Origin of the sequence: Arthrobacter liuii (assembly GCF_014639275.1) — a bacterium.
Taxonomy (GTDB): domain Bacteria; phylum Actinomycetota; class Actinomycetes; order Actinomycetales; family Micrococcaceae; genus Arthrobacter; species Arthrobacter liuii.
This window is the reverse complement of record NZ_BMFW01000013.1, coordinates 90402-106326: the sequence shown is the minus strand read 5'-3', so window position 1 is coordinate 106326 and position 15925 is coordinate 90402. Positions and strand designations below refer to the sequence as shown.

The window sequence follows — 15925 nt, the reverse complement described above, 5'->3', positions numbered from 1 at the left end:
CTGATCGATGATCTCTCCCGTCACAGGATCGATCATCACCCCTGTTACTGCGGTCGTGGACTCTGACACGGCCGTCTCCTTTCGGATCAGGCCGGACCATCACACACCGTTTTTCTTACAGTCCCCCCTCGGGGCAGGCGTTCTTTTTGGTGGGAGGGTGCAGATACACCGCACAGTCTTCCGCGCTCTCCCTCTTCGTAGCGCGCGAAGCTCTGTAGCGCAGGGGCATGTGCTGTGGGCGGCGTGAAGCATGGGGCCTCGGGGTACCGGCGCGGATGCCGCTGTGGTGTGTGCCGGGAGCGACATCGTTTGCGAATGGCTGCTTTCCGTGACCTTGACCGGGTTAGGAATCCTGCGCATGTTCAAGGGCCGACTGTGGACTGTCAAGGTTCTGGACCTGCTGGAGTGCTGGGGCTGCTGGAGGGGAAAGTTGCAAGGGAAATTGAGGATCTCGCTGCTGGCCAGCCGTGGACTTCCACCTGTGAGCGGCTGGCTGCTCAGGCGTTGACGGCGGCCCGCATCATCGACATTGTGATGAAGGATGGCCGGCTACATCTGAGCGGGCCGCAGCACCGGGTCATTCGTGAGGCTCTGGCGGAGTTGCGTGAGGTTCGGGATCCTCCCGCGCGTGTGGTTGATCCCGTCCCGTCTGAGGTTGAGCAGTTCGTTGCGAGTCTAACCATGATGCCGGCATCGGCGGCCCAGCAAGCCACCTCAGAGGCCTCCGAAAAGTCGGATTAACGCAACCCGCCACGCGGGACCTCTGAACCCCTCAGAGGGGCGCAGAGCGCGTTGACACGTGCGTATCAAAGAAGGGCAGGAGAGCTTACGTGGGACGTCACTGGTCGAGACCGACCAGGTAGAAGCTAGGGCGGACTGGGTGGCTGGTTGGCGTCCCCGTGGACGCAACAGCCTGCCGCGCCAGCGGATGCCCTCTAACTGGTTGGAGCGCAATGGAATCCAGTCCTTGCGTAAAACCTGTACTGCCTGCAAGGGCCTCCTTGTGTAAACACGGTTGAGGCGTAAGCAGCAGCATGTTTGCACAGCTGAGGGTCCGTATTCCAATGGAATGCCAACTCTCCGTTCTTCCCGCCGGACGAGTTGCGCGTTAGCGTGGGACTGCCCCGTCGGTTGCAGCGGAGGGCGGCGGCGCGGCAACCGGCAGGACATCTATTAGAGGGGGCGGAGTGGGGCTACGAAGCTTCTTTAGGAACCGGCGGACAGGATCCGACGACACAACATTTGCAGCCGCTGCTGCGGAAGATTCAGCGGGGCCGGAGCCGTTGACGCCTGCCCAACTGGCCGAGCTGCAGACAGCATGGGTAGCACTGGCCAAAGCGGCGAAGGACTCCGGAGTGGGTGACGTTCATGCGTGCTCCCGCAACGGCAGGCCCTGGCAGGATAACCCGGCGGCCGTGCGCAGCCTGGCCGCCACACTCCGCCACTTGCGTGAAGAAGGGACTACTCCAACTCCTAGCAAGGACGATTAAGCCCGGGCTATGCCCACTGGCGGGCAGATGGAACCCTCTGAACAGCTCAAAGCTGTCCCCGTTGGGAATAACCCGGTCTTTTCGGGGCCCATCGTCACCCACATCAACGAGGGGATCCGGTACGCCAGGGCCGGGACCATGGTCACGGACCTGCGCCCCACCGGCAACCAGGCACCCCTGTCCCTGTTCGAGAACTCGCACGAGGAACGCCATATCGGAACCCTCCTCGAAGACGTCACCCGAAGGTACGGCCGCGGGTCCATCGGCCTGGGATACGGCGGCATCCGGGGCGGGCCGGACTGTGCACCGCCCAGGAAGACAACAGACACATGACCATCACCCAGAAGCCCCCACCCTCAACACCCCCGTGGACGTCCGCTTCACCAAGGCCGGCACTCCCCTGGCCGTCCGCTACCACGGCAAGATTTGGGCGGTGGCAGCCGAGCCGCTGCACTGGTTCACCAGGGACTCATGGTGGGAAACCCGCCAAAGCGTCCCCGTCGGAATCGGGAACGTCGTCGATATCGAACACTGGCGTGTTCAGGTCCGGCTCGGGGGGTCGGACTCACAGCTACGGACCTTTGAACTGCGCCGCGAACCCCTCGCCGAGAAATGGCTGCTGGAGGCCATCACTGACAACTGAACCCAGGGCGTGCGTAGCGCAGGCCGGACTCCTCTACGACAACCCGCGGCTGGAGGCGGGACGGTCGGGCCGGCGGCTGAAGCCAGTTCAGGAAAGCGCCCAGTGTCAGCTCCTTGCGTTGTCTACTTTGTTGCCTATAACGCCTCGACGGTTGGCGCGTGTGGACGGTCTGGCGCCAGCACGCTAAAGCCCGCCTTGCCCTTTGGTGCAGCGGCATGGGGAAGAGCCCACGAGAAGAGCATCGCTATGTCCGACGGATTAACTACGTCGGCAGGCAGAGTTGCGGGTTCAGAGAATGCGGCTTGGGTTTGGCCGTTCCACTGATCGGCGGCGAGGGTAAGTATGACGGCCCCCGTCGTGCGGGATGACGGATCGTTCGGCTCCTTCTCCTTGGTGAATTGGTCTTCAAGGGGCTGGCGGGTCCATCGCGACGATCCCGAAAAGTCTCCGCGTTCGCGTCTGTTCCGTTGGATGATGGGGAACTGGGTAGCTCCCGTCTCATCAAGATCAATCATCCTGATGACTGGATCGATTGAAGGAATTGCCATGACAACTTTGAAGTCCGTGATGCTTCCCTTGCTGATGGCTTCTTTGACGAATTGAATGTCCGCATCAGCAAGGCCTGGTTTACTCCACTCAAATAGAGATAGTGCGTCGACAACGACCTGTGCCGGCACGAGACCTGTCTTCGCCTTGTAGGAGGAGCGTCTTTCGGTGGCCGTTGTGTATTCGAACGATTCCGTGTCCGTGAGACGGTTGAGTATCGGTGCCATTGCCCTCAGATTCTCGCTGTTCTTGCATTGCTTCGGATCCCGGGGCGGCAAATAGAAGAAGTCCTTGAATCGGTCGCCTTTGGCGTATTGCACGATCTGGGCGTTGTACATGCGGCTGCGTGCGGTCGGCCTGAGCCAAGGCAAGCTTTGTGATACTAGCGGCGGAATGTCGATGGGGCGAACCTGGGGCTGTCCATTTTCATCCAGTTCAGCGAACTGTTCGAGCTGATCCCGAAACTCTTCCTCGTCACCGATCATCGATTCGAAAGCCTCGTAAAGGTCATATGGCTTAGGGTTCCTGGCCGACGCTGGCACATTTCGTGCGATGTAAAGCCGCACCAGGTCCCGATAGCCGGGTCGGTAACCGAACCAGCGGCCCATCTGCATCAAAGTGTCGGCTGCTAGTGCCCTTCGTGAGTACCAGGTCACGGTGAGGCCTTCAATTGTGTAGCCACGGGAAAGCTTTGCCCCGCCCACCAGCATCTTCCACACGGGCCCCTTCTGAAAGTCGGCGCCGGCCTGGGTGTATTCGCTGTCTTTGTCGCCGTTTACGACCGCAATTGGGCGCAGGCCTTCCTCCACACGCTTCACGACTTCAGGGAGGTATACGGCGACGTCGTCAAATGAAGAAGGGATCCGGTGTGTCCGTGGATCGGGAAACTCAGAGTCCGTCCTCTGCGTCAGTTCCTGCATGACCACGGCGAAGTCGTCTGCCCATAGTTCTGCCATGCGGTCATATCCGTGGAACCCGAGGTAATCTGATCGTTTCCAGAGCAGGTGGATTTCATCCGCGAGAGCGTTGTGCTCGACTTGCTTGACGGATTCGTGGAACAGCATTGTGTGGTGCTTGAAATCGCCCTTACTGCCTCTGGCTTCGCGCCACAGCTTGATTGCTCCGGAGAGAACAAAGGAATCCATGGCTCTTTGCATTTCGAGACGCCTTAGCTCAACGGTGTCTGGCGTTGAGGATATGTTTCTCACATACGCTGCTTGGTTACTCGTCGCAGGAGTCTTGGTCTCGTCGGGAGCAAGGACTAGATGCCGATCGTGGAAGGAGCGGCCTCCCATGTACGCGTCGGGCGGAGTCAGGCTGAAAATGAAGTCCTTGGGATAGATGTCATCAACGTCGGAAGCGTCAATGAAGACGTTTGCGAAGGGGGTCGCCGTGTATCCCACATACTGGGCGCGTGGCAAGATTCCCAAGAGTTCGGATAGGAGTTTGTTGATGGCGGTCCGCTCTCGGGCCTGCTTATTTTCTTCGTCCTGTTCTTCTTTGGTGAGCTTCACAGGGGGCTTTTTGGTGTTGATCCCTGCCTGGTCGGCCTCATCATCGATGATCAGCGCGGGATAGTCCTGGGTGTTGCCCCGGATCTGTTTGAGGTCTTTGATTAGCTTGCGTAGGACTGTTGCGTTCTTCTTGATCACAACAAGACGGACTGGCGTGTCCCACAGGTTGTCCGGGTGGTAGATCTTCTGTTCCGGGTTACGGATATGTGATTTGTAGTCGAGAGTACTGAGGCCGGCTCTAAGGGACTTGTAGTCATCGGTGCTTTTCGTAAGGCGAATAGTGTGGGGGACTCCCGGAACACTCTCCGGGTCGTAGCCGAACTTTACAAACTTGTCGCCTGCTAACCAGTCTGCGTCTTGGTTCGCTATGTAGTCGATGTTTTCTCGCGCGAGCACTTCGTCCGAAAGGTCGATTCCGCCGACGATGTTTTCGAAGCCAACGAGTTCCTTGTCCAGGCGTCGTTGAGTCTGGCTGCGAAGAAGCTCAAGGGTTCCGGTTAGTACGATGATGAGCCGGTAACCGGCATCGATGGCTTTGGCTACCGTGCCGGTAAAGTTGGCAGTTTTCCCGCTTTGGACATGTCCTACGACAAGGCCTTTGGTTTGGTAGGTTTCGTCCCAGGTCGGGTCTGCAAATCGGCTAACTATTTCTGTGGTGGATTCGTCTAACGCCACGATTGCATCGGGACCGAAGCCACGGCGCTTGAGTATCCCTTGGTAGACGTCCCAGTAGTGACTGCGCGTTCGCCGGTCGGATGAGTACCATGGCCACCGTCCGTCGTCGGTGGGGTTCGCGACGATCGTGCCAGCGTTGATGACCGGGTAGAAAGAGTTGATAACGTCAAATTCGTGCTCGGAAAAGCCGAGTTTCTCGAGCACGTATGCGCGTCGTTCCCGGCCCTTCGGATGGGTAGCGGGTTTCGGCGCCTCGCTGAGCCACAGTGCATCTGTGGTCTGATCCCATCTGGACAACGCCAGACGGAATTCAACCTGAGCGGGGTCGTTCGGATCCCCTTCCAAGGTCAGGAGATCGGTCAGTTCCGTTGGTGTGATCGCCTCGACGCCGTCTTCCTCCAGGGAGAAATTGACACGGTTGAGGAGGAGCTTTGGGCCCTTCTCGGCAATCATTGCGATGGCACTCGTAATTGCGTCTTTTCTGGTTTCTGTAATGGGCATCAGGACCTCCGTAGTAACGAATTCGCATAGGCCGCAAACCCCTTTAGGGCGGCTGGGACCGAGGCCGTATGTAGGTGTGAAACGTCAGTCCTGTACGAGATCTCTGAGAGGTGCTCGTAGTTGGGAATCGTCCGACGTAGAACAGAATCTTGTAGGGCGGGAAAGTGTTCGTCTACGGGGTAGAAAGCTGGGCGGGAACGCAGTACATACTTGGTGCGATACGACTCGACGTCAGACCACCTCCATCCGAGCCTGGCCAGGTATTCGTTGAACGGCAGTGTATGGGGGCCAAGGAGGGTTCGAATCTTTTCGACCAGCTCCACCAGGCTGAATGCGTTATCTGCACCGCCGGCCGCAGTGATCTGAATGGAGAGAAACAAAAGAGAACGGTTCTCGGAGGGTTCAAGCTGGGTGGCTGATCCGATACGGTGAGTTCGTCGTTCCGATTTCGTTGTCTTGACCTCCAGGTCGAAGGTGTCGAACGAGAAATCGTGTTGTTCTGATTCCGGCCCCAACCACGATGTTAAGGCCGAGACTGGGTCAATGCTGCAGAGATACGTCAACAGCAGCAGCTCTCCTAAGAGCCCGGTCTGCTTCTCGGAGCTCAGTAGTCTGCGGCTCTGGATGAGCAACTCATATTCTTTGAGGCTGTGGAAAATTGCGCTGGAAAAGAAGTGGCCCTGCTGCAGTTCCTCGACGATCTTGGCTATGAAAGAGTACGCCGCGTAGTGCATCCCTCCGGCCGCGAGCCTCAGGATGAAGCAGTCCTGATTCGGGTCGGTGGCATAGTCAATTTCAATGTTCTCGAATGGGCTTAGATCGGGATTCGAACCGTCCCTAGGAACACGGAGCTCCAAGCATTCGGTAGCGGGTTCTATGCGAAGCTCGCAGCGAGGAACTTGTGAAAGTAGATGCACAACAGTATTTGGTGACTTGAAATACCGCTCGATGGTTTCGGGCTCAAGTCTACGCACGTCATCGGGTGAATCTGGGACCATCTGCTACTCACCGCCGTTCTTCTCGTGTGCCTGGTCTCTTTGCAGGTTCGGCTGGATGAAATCTTCGGCAAAGGCGGCCAACAGCACGTCATTGAGGATGCGATGTCTGTCCTCCCGCACGACGTTCCATCGTTGTTCGACCTTGAAGTCGCTTTCGAGGAGGAAGTAGAGGAAGGTTTTGAGCAATTGGCCGTCTCGGTTGCTCAAGCGGCCTTCCGATCCATAGATCCTTCGGACGAGCTCTACATTGACGTCGATTCGTCGCGCTGTCCGATCTGCCCGAAATAGTTCTGTGGATGGGAGGGTAACGAAGCGCAAATCGATGGGATCGAAGTCAGCGAAATCCTGAAGGTCAGTGAGGCGGGACAGGACTGTGGGGTTCAACCCGAGGGCTGGTTCAACGAGCCGGATCTCTTGGGGCTTGGTCTTTTTGGATTCCTTGTGTGCTCTCTGAAGATCACTAAAGTATGAATCCAAGTGAGACGGTGAAGGACCCGGTGTATGGGCCTGAGCCATTGCCTTGGTGAAGTCCGCTGAGTATACGGGTGTGACCTTCTCGGGGTTGAGTGCTATGTAGTGCTCGTTAGCTGCATCAAGGTCGATTTTGATTCGGCCGAGTCCCAACTCTTTCTTGGGGAGACGGAGACCTGCCCAGTTTTGCCCACCTGATAGGAGCCGGCCTCGACGATATAAGTAGATTCCCTGCCTGGCTTCTCCCGGTTCCCCGTATAAGTCGAAAGCTGTGGAGTTTAGCCGGGGAGGGAATAGGTGCGCCTCGATCGTGCACGATGCCCCGTCTGGAAGGTCGACGATAAAGTTGCGCGGGTAGCCGTCCTGCTGCAAGGAGCCCTCGAAGGGGTCGATGGGATCGACTTGGATGGGGAGAAGAGCTTTGTTTCGGTCAATATCGAACGTGTCTATGTCTATTTCCACAGCGCCGAGGTGCAGTTGACGATGAAAGGTGAGACCCAAGTGCTCGCGAATAGAGCGAAGCTTCGCTGATCTCCATTCGGTGGCTTCCCCCTGGTCGGACGTGTGTATTACGTCCTTCAGGCCCCGCCACTCCACCAAAGTGCCACTCGGGAGTTCCATACCTGCCACGCCGTCAAGCCGCTCATTTGCGGCTCCAGGCTCCATTACTCCAACACTGAAGTCCTGGCTTACCGTTTGATCCATCCGGCGCCCGACGGCAGGTCCCCATTTTTGGCGAGAATAAATCTCAAAGGAGGTCGCCTGAGATAGAGAGGCCGCCTTGAGGCCGAGGCCAAAATGCCCAAGATCTTCAGCCCCGTACTCGCGTCGCGCTCCGAAGGTCATCGCCCGTTTGATTCCGTCAGCAGTCAGGCCTCGCCCGTTATCAATGATCTGGAGCCCGAGGATGGTAGTACCGCGCTGCACGAAGCGAATCCTGATGTGGCTGGCCGTAGCATCAATGGAGTTATCAACGAGGTCTGCCAGCGCACTCGTAAGGTTGTGGTGCATTCCGATAGCCGCAATGGTTGAGGGGTCCGGCAGAACGGTCTCGATAGACCATTGCCGCTCGTCGATTTCATATCCGGCCGGCATTTTTAGTCCTCGAACCTTGCTTGACCACCGAGCTTCGACACATTTTCTGTGACCTTACTGCTCGCCTCATTTGTGATGCCTTGGGAGATATCGACCTCGAAGTTAAGCCTCAGATCAAAAACATTTGCGTCAGGGGTGTCGAGGTAACGAAGAACTGCTCGTTCGATCAGCGTCATCTGTTCGCTGAGGTTCCTGGATGCGTCAAGCGGGATGAATCCGCTGGCGTGTGTCTTGAGGTGTTCAGGCTCTGGGTCCGGCTCGGGATCGGGTCCCCGGAGCGTGCGCTCTACCTTGGCAAGCCGCCTCATCTCTGCTTCGACATCTGCGGCGCGGCGGGAGCTGCCAGCATCCTCAAGCAGGGCGGTGAGTAGCCTTCTGCTGGACAGAGTGGACGCATAGTAAAAGTTGGAGCCGTCGCGAAACGACTCGTGGTGTTCCACGTCTTGGTCTTCGTTGTAGCTGTTTGAACGTACAGTTCGTAGGGACAGACACGGGATGCACTTGGTGCTTCGCCTAATCTTCGATTCAATCTGGTGAAGGAGGGGATACAGGGCACTGATGGTCTCAGTTTCCGATTCTTCATCTTTCACGTGTTCGAAGGCGCTAAAAAACTCCACTTTGACTGCCTGGAGTTTCCATCGCTCCGAGAGGGGTTCGGTCAGTTCTGGGTTCCCTGTATAAAGTGCCGGGACCTTGGCGGACTTTAGAAGGAACTGGTAGGTGTCGTTGTCTTCGGCAACCACGATGAACTCGGCAGGGTATCGCGTAGTGGTGCCGTCAGGCTGTTGGACTAGTAGTTCCGCCGGTCGACGGACGCCGTGCTTTGCCAGTAGTCCATACAGTTCATGAACGCGCCCGCATGGGAGTTTCTGCTCGGCCAACGGCAGCGCGTAGCCCCAATTGACCTTGTCGACGGAGTCTGGAAGCTCCAGCTTTTCGGCATGGGATGGCCCTGGGTAGGGAAGGAATCCCACAGGAATCCCCTCAACGGCTCCAGCGCAATATTTCACGTCCACCAAGTCGAGTCGGGTTTGCAGGACACCATAGTTCCGCACCCACCACATATCCGGCCCATCAATGATTTGTGCGTTCTTGTAGGTACTGCTGAATTCGACTTTTGTCTTGTATTGAGTGTTAGAGAGGATCCTCTGAGTTACCTTTTCCCGAGTGCGGATGGATGCTTTGCACAAGAGGTGAAGGCCGGATGTGGCCAATACCGGGCTGAAACGAAGGGATGCTTCTGACACTGGCACGGGTGAATTTCTTGAGTCAGCAGAAATTCTTGCAGCCTCAGCAGACTTCCATAGGTCGTAGGATGGCCCACTTTTCACCGTGACGGGCTCCGCTAAGTTGCTCTTCACTTCTAGGTTTTTCAGCAGGTTGAGGTCTTGTCGATGAAAGAGGTCATCAACGAGAAGGTGTTCGTCACCGATGCTGTTAGCGGGGATGAGACCGTTAGGCAGCCAGATGTCGGCGGTCGGACGCCACCGGCCGTCCTTTGACCTGACGCGGAGCTTACCGATATCAAGGCGGTCGCCGATAATGGCAAGCATCTCCGGAACCGGCAGGGCGCGAGAAAGCCGCCATAGAGATTCGGCTGCACTCTCGTCCTCGTAGTCCTTTGCGACTTGGCGGGCGATGCGGTCAACCTTGCCTCTGTTATCAAGGGCTTGGAAGTCCAGCGCCTTGAGAAGAGTGCTTACGTCGCCGTGGTGGAGCAACTCATAAGAGACGAGGTTATCTCCCTCATCCTCTTCGTCTATCGGGAGGAAAACTTTAGAAGTAATCGGCGGACGGGCACTGCCATCCTGCATAAGCACAATGCGGCTCCGGCGCATCGCTGTCCGGTGATCCGGGTGATGCTTGTCGATCTCGACCGCCATCCGAAGGGCGTTTTCGAAATCGTCCAGCCGGCGGCCGTAGGTAATCTCTTCAAGCCATAGTTCAACCGGGGCCCTCCCCTTGTTCGCAAGACCCAAGAGACGTCGTACCATAAGCCGCCGCTCCTTCGTCGTGGAAGCCGAACTATGGAGCCAAGGCCGATCAAGCCCGACCCAGCTATCCCACATCTCCTCAAGGCGAGTGGCTTCATCCATATCTGGCGGGAACAAGAGATTCGAAATGAGCTGCAGCTCGCCGGCCCTGTCGGGCAGGCATGGGACCGCGGCTAGTGCGACGAAGATGGGTTCATTGATGACAGAGTCAGCCCACGAGGGGGCTTCCCGCCCACGTGCGGGCAGTAAGTCTAGGAAACTGGCAGGGTCGGCGTCGTCCCGGAAGGATGCCAACGCCCCGGCAATCATCATCGGGACGGCTTTCTGCAGAATTTCCTTGTTGTAGAGCGTGTGAAGCATGCTGTGGCGGTCTTCATTCATCTTGAAGGCCGCGTTCACAATTCCTCTTAGTGAGGTGGTGTGGCTTGTTGGGAAGTAGTTCCAGAAAGAACCGCGTTGACGACGTGCGTTGCCCTTGATGGGTACTGCCCAAGTGACGTCCACCGTTTCACGGGCTGCGATTGATCCTGCCTCGACGGCCGCCTGGGGAGTGACGTGATGCTTGTATCGGAAAATCCGCCATTCCTCCTGGACATCATCGTTTTCGAGGAGGACGTCGGAGCCGTCGCGGCGTGCAGACCAGGCAGTAAGAGTGCCTTCTATTCTGTTGTCGAACTCAAGGAGGCCTATGTTTTGTGAGAAAAGCAAAAACTCGTGGGGAAACTTGCGCATTTCCTCGCTTAGCCATGCAGCCTGCTGAACCAAGGGGAGCTTTACCACCGTAGTAGCCCAGGCCATGAGTTCGTCAAGAACCGGATCTGAGCTGGCAGCAGCGGCAGGATTGACCGGGGTGCCGATTCGCAAGACGGGATACGAACCCAGTCCCGGCCGCAACGGTTCAAGGAGTTCGGTGCTGTGCCGGCGGTCCCAACTGACGGAACCGCTCTTGCTGAAGATCTGCGGGGAGTCCGAAATCTGAATGACGGACTTGAAGCCAAGCCCGAACCGCCCGATCTGGTCGTCTCTCTTCTCAGAGGAATGCGAGAGCATCAGGGTGCGGTAACCCGCCTCAGTAAACGGTGATCCTTCGTTGGCGCAGTACAACGTTCCGTCGGTCAGCACGATGCGTATTCGGCCGTTTGGAAGGTCTACAGCATCTGCCGCATTTTGAATAAGCTCATTCAGCTGTTTGCGGCCGTAACCGCTCTGAGTGATGGCCTGTTCAATGTTGCTGTGTTCGCGAATCAAGTCCGGGCGGGCTTTATAAGCGTTCAGCGCTTGAAGTGTCTCGCTTGCGACGAAGCGACTCAGACCGCTATTTGTGTCCGCCCAGAAATCGGCTGGCAAGTTGCTCCCCCACAGGATCGGTGTATGTCAGAAAAACGCTGTTGTAAGACAGTTCTATCAGGCTGGATGCCCTACCAAAGCCGGTGCTAGCGGAGCTATGACTGTCGAGTCTAAAGACTCCTTGCCGGAGAAGACGGCCTCGGCAAGAAATTGGGCGGCAATAAGGTTCGCCAGGTGGCTTGCTAGCTGCACCGGGACCGCGTTACCGATTTGACGAGCTATGGAAGTCTTCGATCCTGCCCACTTGTAGTCATCCGGGAACCCCTGGAGCCGTGCTGCCTCATAGTGCGTGATTGCCCGGTGCACGTTCGGATTGGGGTGAAGATACCTGCCCTTTTCGGGCTTGAAGAATTCTGTTCGAATGGTCACCGAAGGGCGGTCATTGCGCAGCCTTCCCATCACGTCGCCTGAACCGGTCGTATGATTCTTCCAACAGTTAGCCAGCAATTCCGGAGGAATGTCGAACCTGTTTCCTCCGACCGGAATTTCCCTGAACCTGTCGAGTGAGAGTTGCGTATAGTTCCTGGTGACATGCAGATCCTGCGTACTGTACGGCCCGGGGATTCGCTGCCCGTTGTACTCGAAGGACACCTTCGGGAAGGTCGTTTCGACTACGTGCGTGTCAATTGAGGCAAAAGCTTCTCCGACCGTCCGATGGCGACCGCTGTATGCGCCTTCGGGTTCGGGCACTTCAGGGAGTTCCCTCAAGCGGCCGATCACGATACTGCGCACGCGCGACTGATAAGCACCAAAGTCAGCGGCGTTTAAAAGGTACGGCTGAAGAACGTACTTCTCCAGCGGGTTCCCCGGTCGAGTCCAGCGTTCAAACTCTTCATATTGATCAGACTTCAAAAATTGGCGCACATTCTCGACGACGAAGTACTTCGGCTTGGCCGCTATTATCGTTTCCGCATATTTCTGCCAAAGAAAATTTCGCTCATCCAAGACGTCTTGCTTACCCAAAGCCGAAAATCCCTGGCAAGGAGGTCCGCCGATGATCACATCGGCTTCAGGAACCCGCCCTTCCTCAAGCCAATCCTCGATTTTTCCCGCGTAAACGCGCTCAGCCTGATGATTGAGCGCATAGGTGGCAGCGGCGTGCTGGTCGTGTTCAACTGCGACAATCGTCTTAAACTTGCCGGTGGCCTCAAACCCTTCGGTCATTCCGCCTGCGCCAGCAAAGAGATCAATGAGTCGTAGAGGTTTGGCCATGCCTAGGATTCTAGCTGGCTACAGCGAGTAAGCCGGAATATCCGCCTAAACCCTGGAGCGGGTCGGCTGGTGATCCCTGTCTCGGTCCGAGGTGTGTTGCGGAAAGTAGCTAGCGCACCCGGTGCGAAGCTACTGATCGCGCTTCAACAGGTCACCTTCGACCGCCAGCATCCACTCGCCGTCACCGAAACGGATCTCGAATACAGTTGCTCCAGTTGGATCGGAACCCCGCGCGTTAGCCTCAAAATAGGGCCATCCGTCCCGGGTCTGAGCGACCGCATCCCGTGTTTTGACCGCATGGAACCATCCCAGCGGGGCATCCTGGTTGCTTGTCATGATCGGTCCTTTCCGCTTGTCGGCAGGGTGTCTCACTTCTTTATGAGTCGGGACTCACTGCAACAGGCAGGCCCGATAGGACTAATCGTCCTCTTCCCAGGAGCGTTCCGGGTTGCCTCTGGAACTACGGCGCCGGTCATGCCCATCTAGGCAATATGACATTCGTACGACAAAACGAAACATTGGTCCGCCACTCATCTCCTCACGGAACTGACTTAAGCAGCCTTCCGAACGGTGGCCGATTCCGGTGCTTGCTTGCCGTTCGCGGGCCGAGCGCCCTAGTGAGGGTAGACATGCTCACACTCAGGGTTTCGGCGATCTCGTGGAGTTTCCTTCCCTGGCGACGCAGGTCCTTTGCCGCCTCGAGTTTCGCCGGAGTCATAGCCGGCGGACGGCCGCCCAGCCGGCCGCGGGCTTTCGCGGCCGCCAGCCCTGCCCTGGTGCGTTCGGACAACCGGGACCGTTCGTACTCGGCCAAAGACGCGAACATGTCAAAGATCAGTTTCCCGTGCGCGCTAGTCGTGTCCAGCCAGGGCTCAGCCAGCGACCGGAAGCCGATCCCCCGGTGCCCCAAGACCGTGAATACTCACCCGTCGTTCGTCGTGGATACAAACCAGGAAGATTCCTCAAAGGGGGAATTGGGCAGAGCCTCTAAGTCAGCAAATCCTTCCATGAGCCGATAAAGAGTATTCCGAGTCGGTGAGCCAGCCATTTGCTCGCTATAGGACCTCTCCTGCAATTCGATGTATTTCGAGGTTCTACTTGGCTTTGGCAGTTGTTCCAGGGGAAGCCATACAACTTCGGCGTAAACCACCGGATATATAACGGGATACATTTTCCCCTCTACTCGCTGCAGCGTCATTGGAAGGATATGGGTTTTGAGGTTGCGTACGTAACGAACGCCAGGCAGCAGCGAGCCGACTGGGTGGGTGTCGGTAAAGCCCTTGTAGCCTGGCCACTCTCGTAGTCGCTCGTCTATCGTCGCCGCCCAATACACGCATTCAGCAGCGGAAATGAAGACTCGTGTGGGATCCGTCGTCAGCCGGTCTCTGTCATGCCTTGCATGCGCTTTCCGGAACCCTTGTAGCGCCAAGGTCCACATTGGGGGGTTCATGCACCGGAGTCTAACTGACTAAGCTCCGATTTTTTGGAGCGCAGGGATCCAAGCTAGTTGGATCGTCAGCTCAGATGCAGCGGCCAGACTGGAAGGTGAATCAGGCCCGGTCCTTTTGTATTTCAGAAGTTACGGTGCCCGACCCGCTCAGGTCTGATGTTATTTTCCGGCGGTCAAGTCTTTCGTAAAACCGCTCCGGTAGCGGTTGGGCAACGTTTTCGGTCCAATCGTGTGCAGGCACGGGTGTCACAACTAGCCGTGACCCGTCTCGGCTGAAAAGACGAAGGTCGGAGCTGAATTGGTAAGTATCACGCACGTTCATCCCGAGATCGCGTACCCACATAGTTAGATCGAAGCACGAGTTCTTTGGGTCATTAATGCCGTCCTCGGTCGCCAGCGTGGCAGGCGTGAGATTGCGTGTCCAAGCGAGAGCGCGTACTTCAAGCGGCCGCAAGACTAGTGGTTCTCCGCGAGGGAGATCAATCACGTCACCGTTTCCGTCTTTGATTATGTCGACACGGGCCGTTTGGGACGACGATAGGTTTTCAATAACGACATCTAGTCGGATCTGAAATTTGATTACATCGCCCTGGCTATCTTCAATATGTTGGACCTGGGATATCGGCTCCCAGTTATCCGTCCACCGGCCGGGCGCATACATTTCCTTCATTCCAATGAACCAGCCGGGGCGCCGAACTGTCGCCAGGACCACAGGGATAACTGCGTCAAGTCTTGACTCTTCGTATCGCCGATATGCGGCCTGTGCTTCTTGAACTTGTCGATCCGCCTCCTGACGCGCCACGTCCAGGCTCTCAAGGGATATTCTCATTTGATGTTCGCCATGCTCCTCCACGACCGCTGCCTGTGATCGCGTAATATCCAAGGCTTCCTTTGCTACCTTCACCTGGTCGTCCGCTGCATTCGCTTGCCTTTGCGTATGACCGGCCGCCTTTGCCGCATAGATGCCAGCAGCTATGGCAGCGAAGAGAGTAAAGATCGAAGTAATGGCCTGTATCCAAGCGGGTACTTCACTCATACTTCACCGTTGGCCAGTGAAGTATGGAGGTATTTATTGGCAACCAGGTTGTGATTACAGTACGGGCATGGGTATTGAGTCATGACTGCAATATAGCCGGAACATCACGGGACTCATCGGCGTCGTCTGCTAAACCGGCAACGACAGGGCCGGTAGGACCCGCAGCGAGAACCGGCCGGGGCTGCTCACACCTCAGGGGACCGAGCCTTTCTGAGACTGGGACTCGGAGATACTGACTTGGCCTATCTTGCCCAGCCGTATGCTTCCCATGGTCTGATAATGCTGTTCCGTGAGATCCTGGCGATCTGTTCCGCGGCTGCGATACACCCGCTGCCCAAGCCGCAGGAGGTCACCCTGCCACATGTTCTGAACGTCTACCTGCACGAGGACTTCAGGGCTGGTGCTGACCACCTGGCCGTTGACGTCCAGGCTGTCGAATTGCTGGATAGCAATATACACGCCGGTCGGTATTCAGGATGTCCCGCGAGTGCTGGCAAGACATGGAATCCGGGCTGCCCTCGGGATTCAGCACGTCACGGTGGTCAGTGTGGGACCCCCACGCCAGCCGGGGAGTGCCGAACACTAGCCGCAACGGGGCATTCGGATCCGTCAACAGTTCGTACCGTTCCTCGCCGGTCATCATGTCCAGTTCATGGGTGCCGGAGGCCGTGGTACGCCCGGAGGATCCTCCAGCCCATGCCGTTCCGCTCGACCTCCCGGCCGGCGCTGCCTGGTGTCCACTCCCTGGCCATACCAATGAACATGCTGGCTCGTTCAATGTCGAGGTCGAAGGCCTTGCCTGGATCGATCATTGCGTATGCCGGTGCTGCTGTAGTTGCCACTTCCGTGCCAACCCTTCCCTTGTATTTTCGAACCGCCAGTCCGCAAATAGTCCGCAAGAAGTTCACAACACGTCATCACCGGGCAATCCCCGGCAACCGAAAAACCGCGGA

Annotated in this window: 12 protein-coding genes and 1 pseudogene; 3 read left to right on the top strand and 10 right to left on the bottom strand. The window is 57.2% G+C overall.

Annotation, left to right across the window (positions count from 1 at the left end):
- The first annotated feature begins 405 nt into the window (after nucleotides 1-405).
- From IEW19_RS14000 to IEW19_RS13990, 3 genes and pseudogenes are all read left to right on the top strand, one after another.
- On the top strand, nucleotides 406-741 hold the full coding sequence (locus IEW19_RS14000) for a hypothetical protein (RefSeq protein WP_188572230.1): 336 nt from the start codon (nucleotides 406-408) through the stop codon (nucleotides 739-741).
- An 851-nt stretch (nucleotides 742-1592) separates the two neighbouring features.
- Nucleotides 1593-1823: pseudogene (locus tag IEW19_RS13995) on the top strand (Y-family DNA polymerase); the annotation flags it as partial.
- A gap of 34 nt (nucleotides 1824-1857) precedes the next feature.
- Nucleotides 1858-2133, top strand: coding sequence for a hypothetical protein (locus IEW19_RS13990; protein WP_188572229.1), 276 nt, complete (start codon nucleotides 1858-1860; stop codon nucleotides 2131-2133).
- A 134-nt stretch (nucleotides 2134-2267) separates the two neighbouring features.
- On the opposite strand, the gene IEW19_RS13985 is transcribed toward IEW19_RS13990, so the two are convergent.
- From IEW19_RS13985 to IEW19_RS13940, 10 genes are all read right to left on the bottom strand, one after another.
- On the bottom strand, nucleotides 2268-5369 hold the full coding sequence (locus tag IEW19_RS13985) for a Z1 domain-containing protein (RefSeq protein ID WP_188572228.1): 3102 nt from the start codon (nucleotides 5367-5369) through the stop codon (nucleotides 2268-2270).
- A complete protein-coding gene (locus IEW19_RS13980; RefSeq protein ID WP_188572227.1) occupies nucleotides 5369-6226 on the bottom strand; it encodes a PD-(D/E)XK motif protein in 858 nt (285 codons plus the stop codon). The genes IEW19_RS13985 and IEW19_RS13980 overlap by 1 nt, the downstream gene beginning before the upstream one ends.
- Before the next feature lie 144 nt (nucleotides 6227-6370).
- Nucleotides 6371-7933, bottom strand: a complete 1563-nt coding sequence (locus tag IEW19_RS13975; protein WP_188572226.1) for an ATP-binding protein — start codon at nucleotides 7931-7933, stop codon at nucleotides 6371-6373.
- 2 nt (nucleotides 7934-7935) lie between these two features.
- Complete coding sequence (locus IEW19_RS13970; protein WP_188572225.1) at nucleotides 7936-11274, bottom strand: sacsin N-terminal ATP-binding-like domain-containing protein; 3339 nt, start codon at nucleotides 11272-11274, stop codon at nucleotides 7936-7938.
- A 57-nt stretch (nucleotides 11275-11331) separates the two neighbouring features.
- A complete protein-coding gene (locus tag IEW19_RS13965; RefSeq protein WP_188572224.1) occupies nucleotides 11332-12486 on the bottom strand; it encodes a DNA cytosine methyltransferase in 1155 nt (384 codons plus the stop codon).
- A 129-nt stretch (nucleotides 12487-12615) separates the two neighbouring features.
- Nucleotides 12616-12822 (bottom strand): hypothetical protein, encoded by a 207-nt coding sequence (locus IEW19_RS13960; protein ID WP_188572223.1) that lies wholly within the window; start codon nucleotides 12820-12822, stop codon nucleotides 12616-12618.
- A gap of 202 nt (nucleotides 12823-13024) precedes the next feature.
- The gene (locus tag IEW19_RS13955) at nucleotides 13025-13396 is read right to left on the bottom strand and encodes a recombinase family protein (RefSeq protein WP_188572222.1); all 372 of its coding nucleotides are present in this window, start codon (nucleotides 13394-13396) and stop codon (nucleotides 13025-13027) included.
- Nucleotides 13397-14036: 640 nt separating this feature from the next.
- On the bottom strand, nucleotides 14037-14972 hold the full coding sequence (locus IEW19_RS13950) for a hypothetical protein (protein WP_188572221.1): 936 nt from the start codon (nucleotides 14970-14972) through the stop codon (nucleotides 14037-14039).
- Nucleotides 14973-15164: 192 nt separating this feature from the next.
- Nucleotides 15165-15431 (bottom strand): hypothetical protein, encoded by a 267-nt coding sequence (locus IEW19_RS13945; protein WP_188572220.1) that lies wholly within the window; start codon nucleotides 15429-15431, stop codon nucleotides 15165-15167.
- Between the two features lie 191 nt (nucleotides 15432-15622).
- The gene (locus IEW19_RS13940; RefSeq protein WP_188572219.1) at nucleotides 15623-15814 is read right to left on the bottom strand and encodes a hypothetical protein; all 192 of its coding nucleotides are present in this window, start codon (nucleotides 15812-15814) and stop codon (nucleotides 15623-15625) included.
- Between the last annotated feature and the right edge of the window lie 111 nt (nucleotides 15815-15925).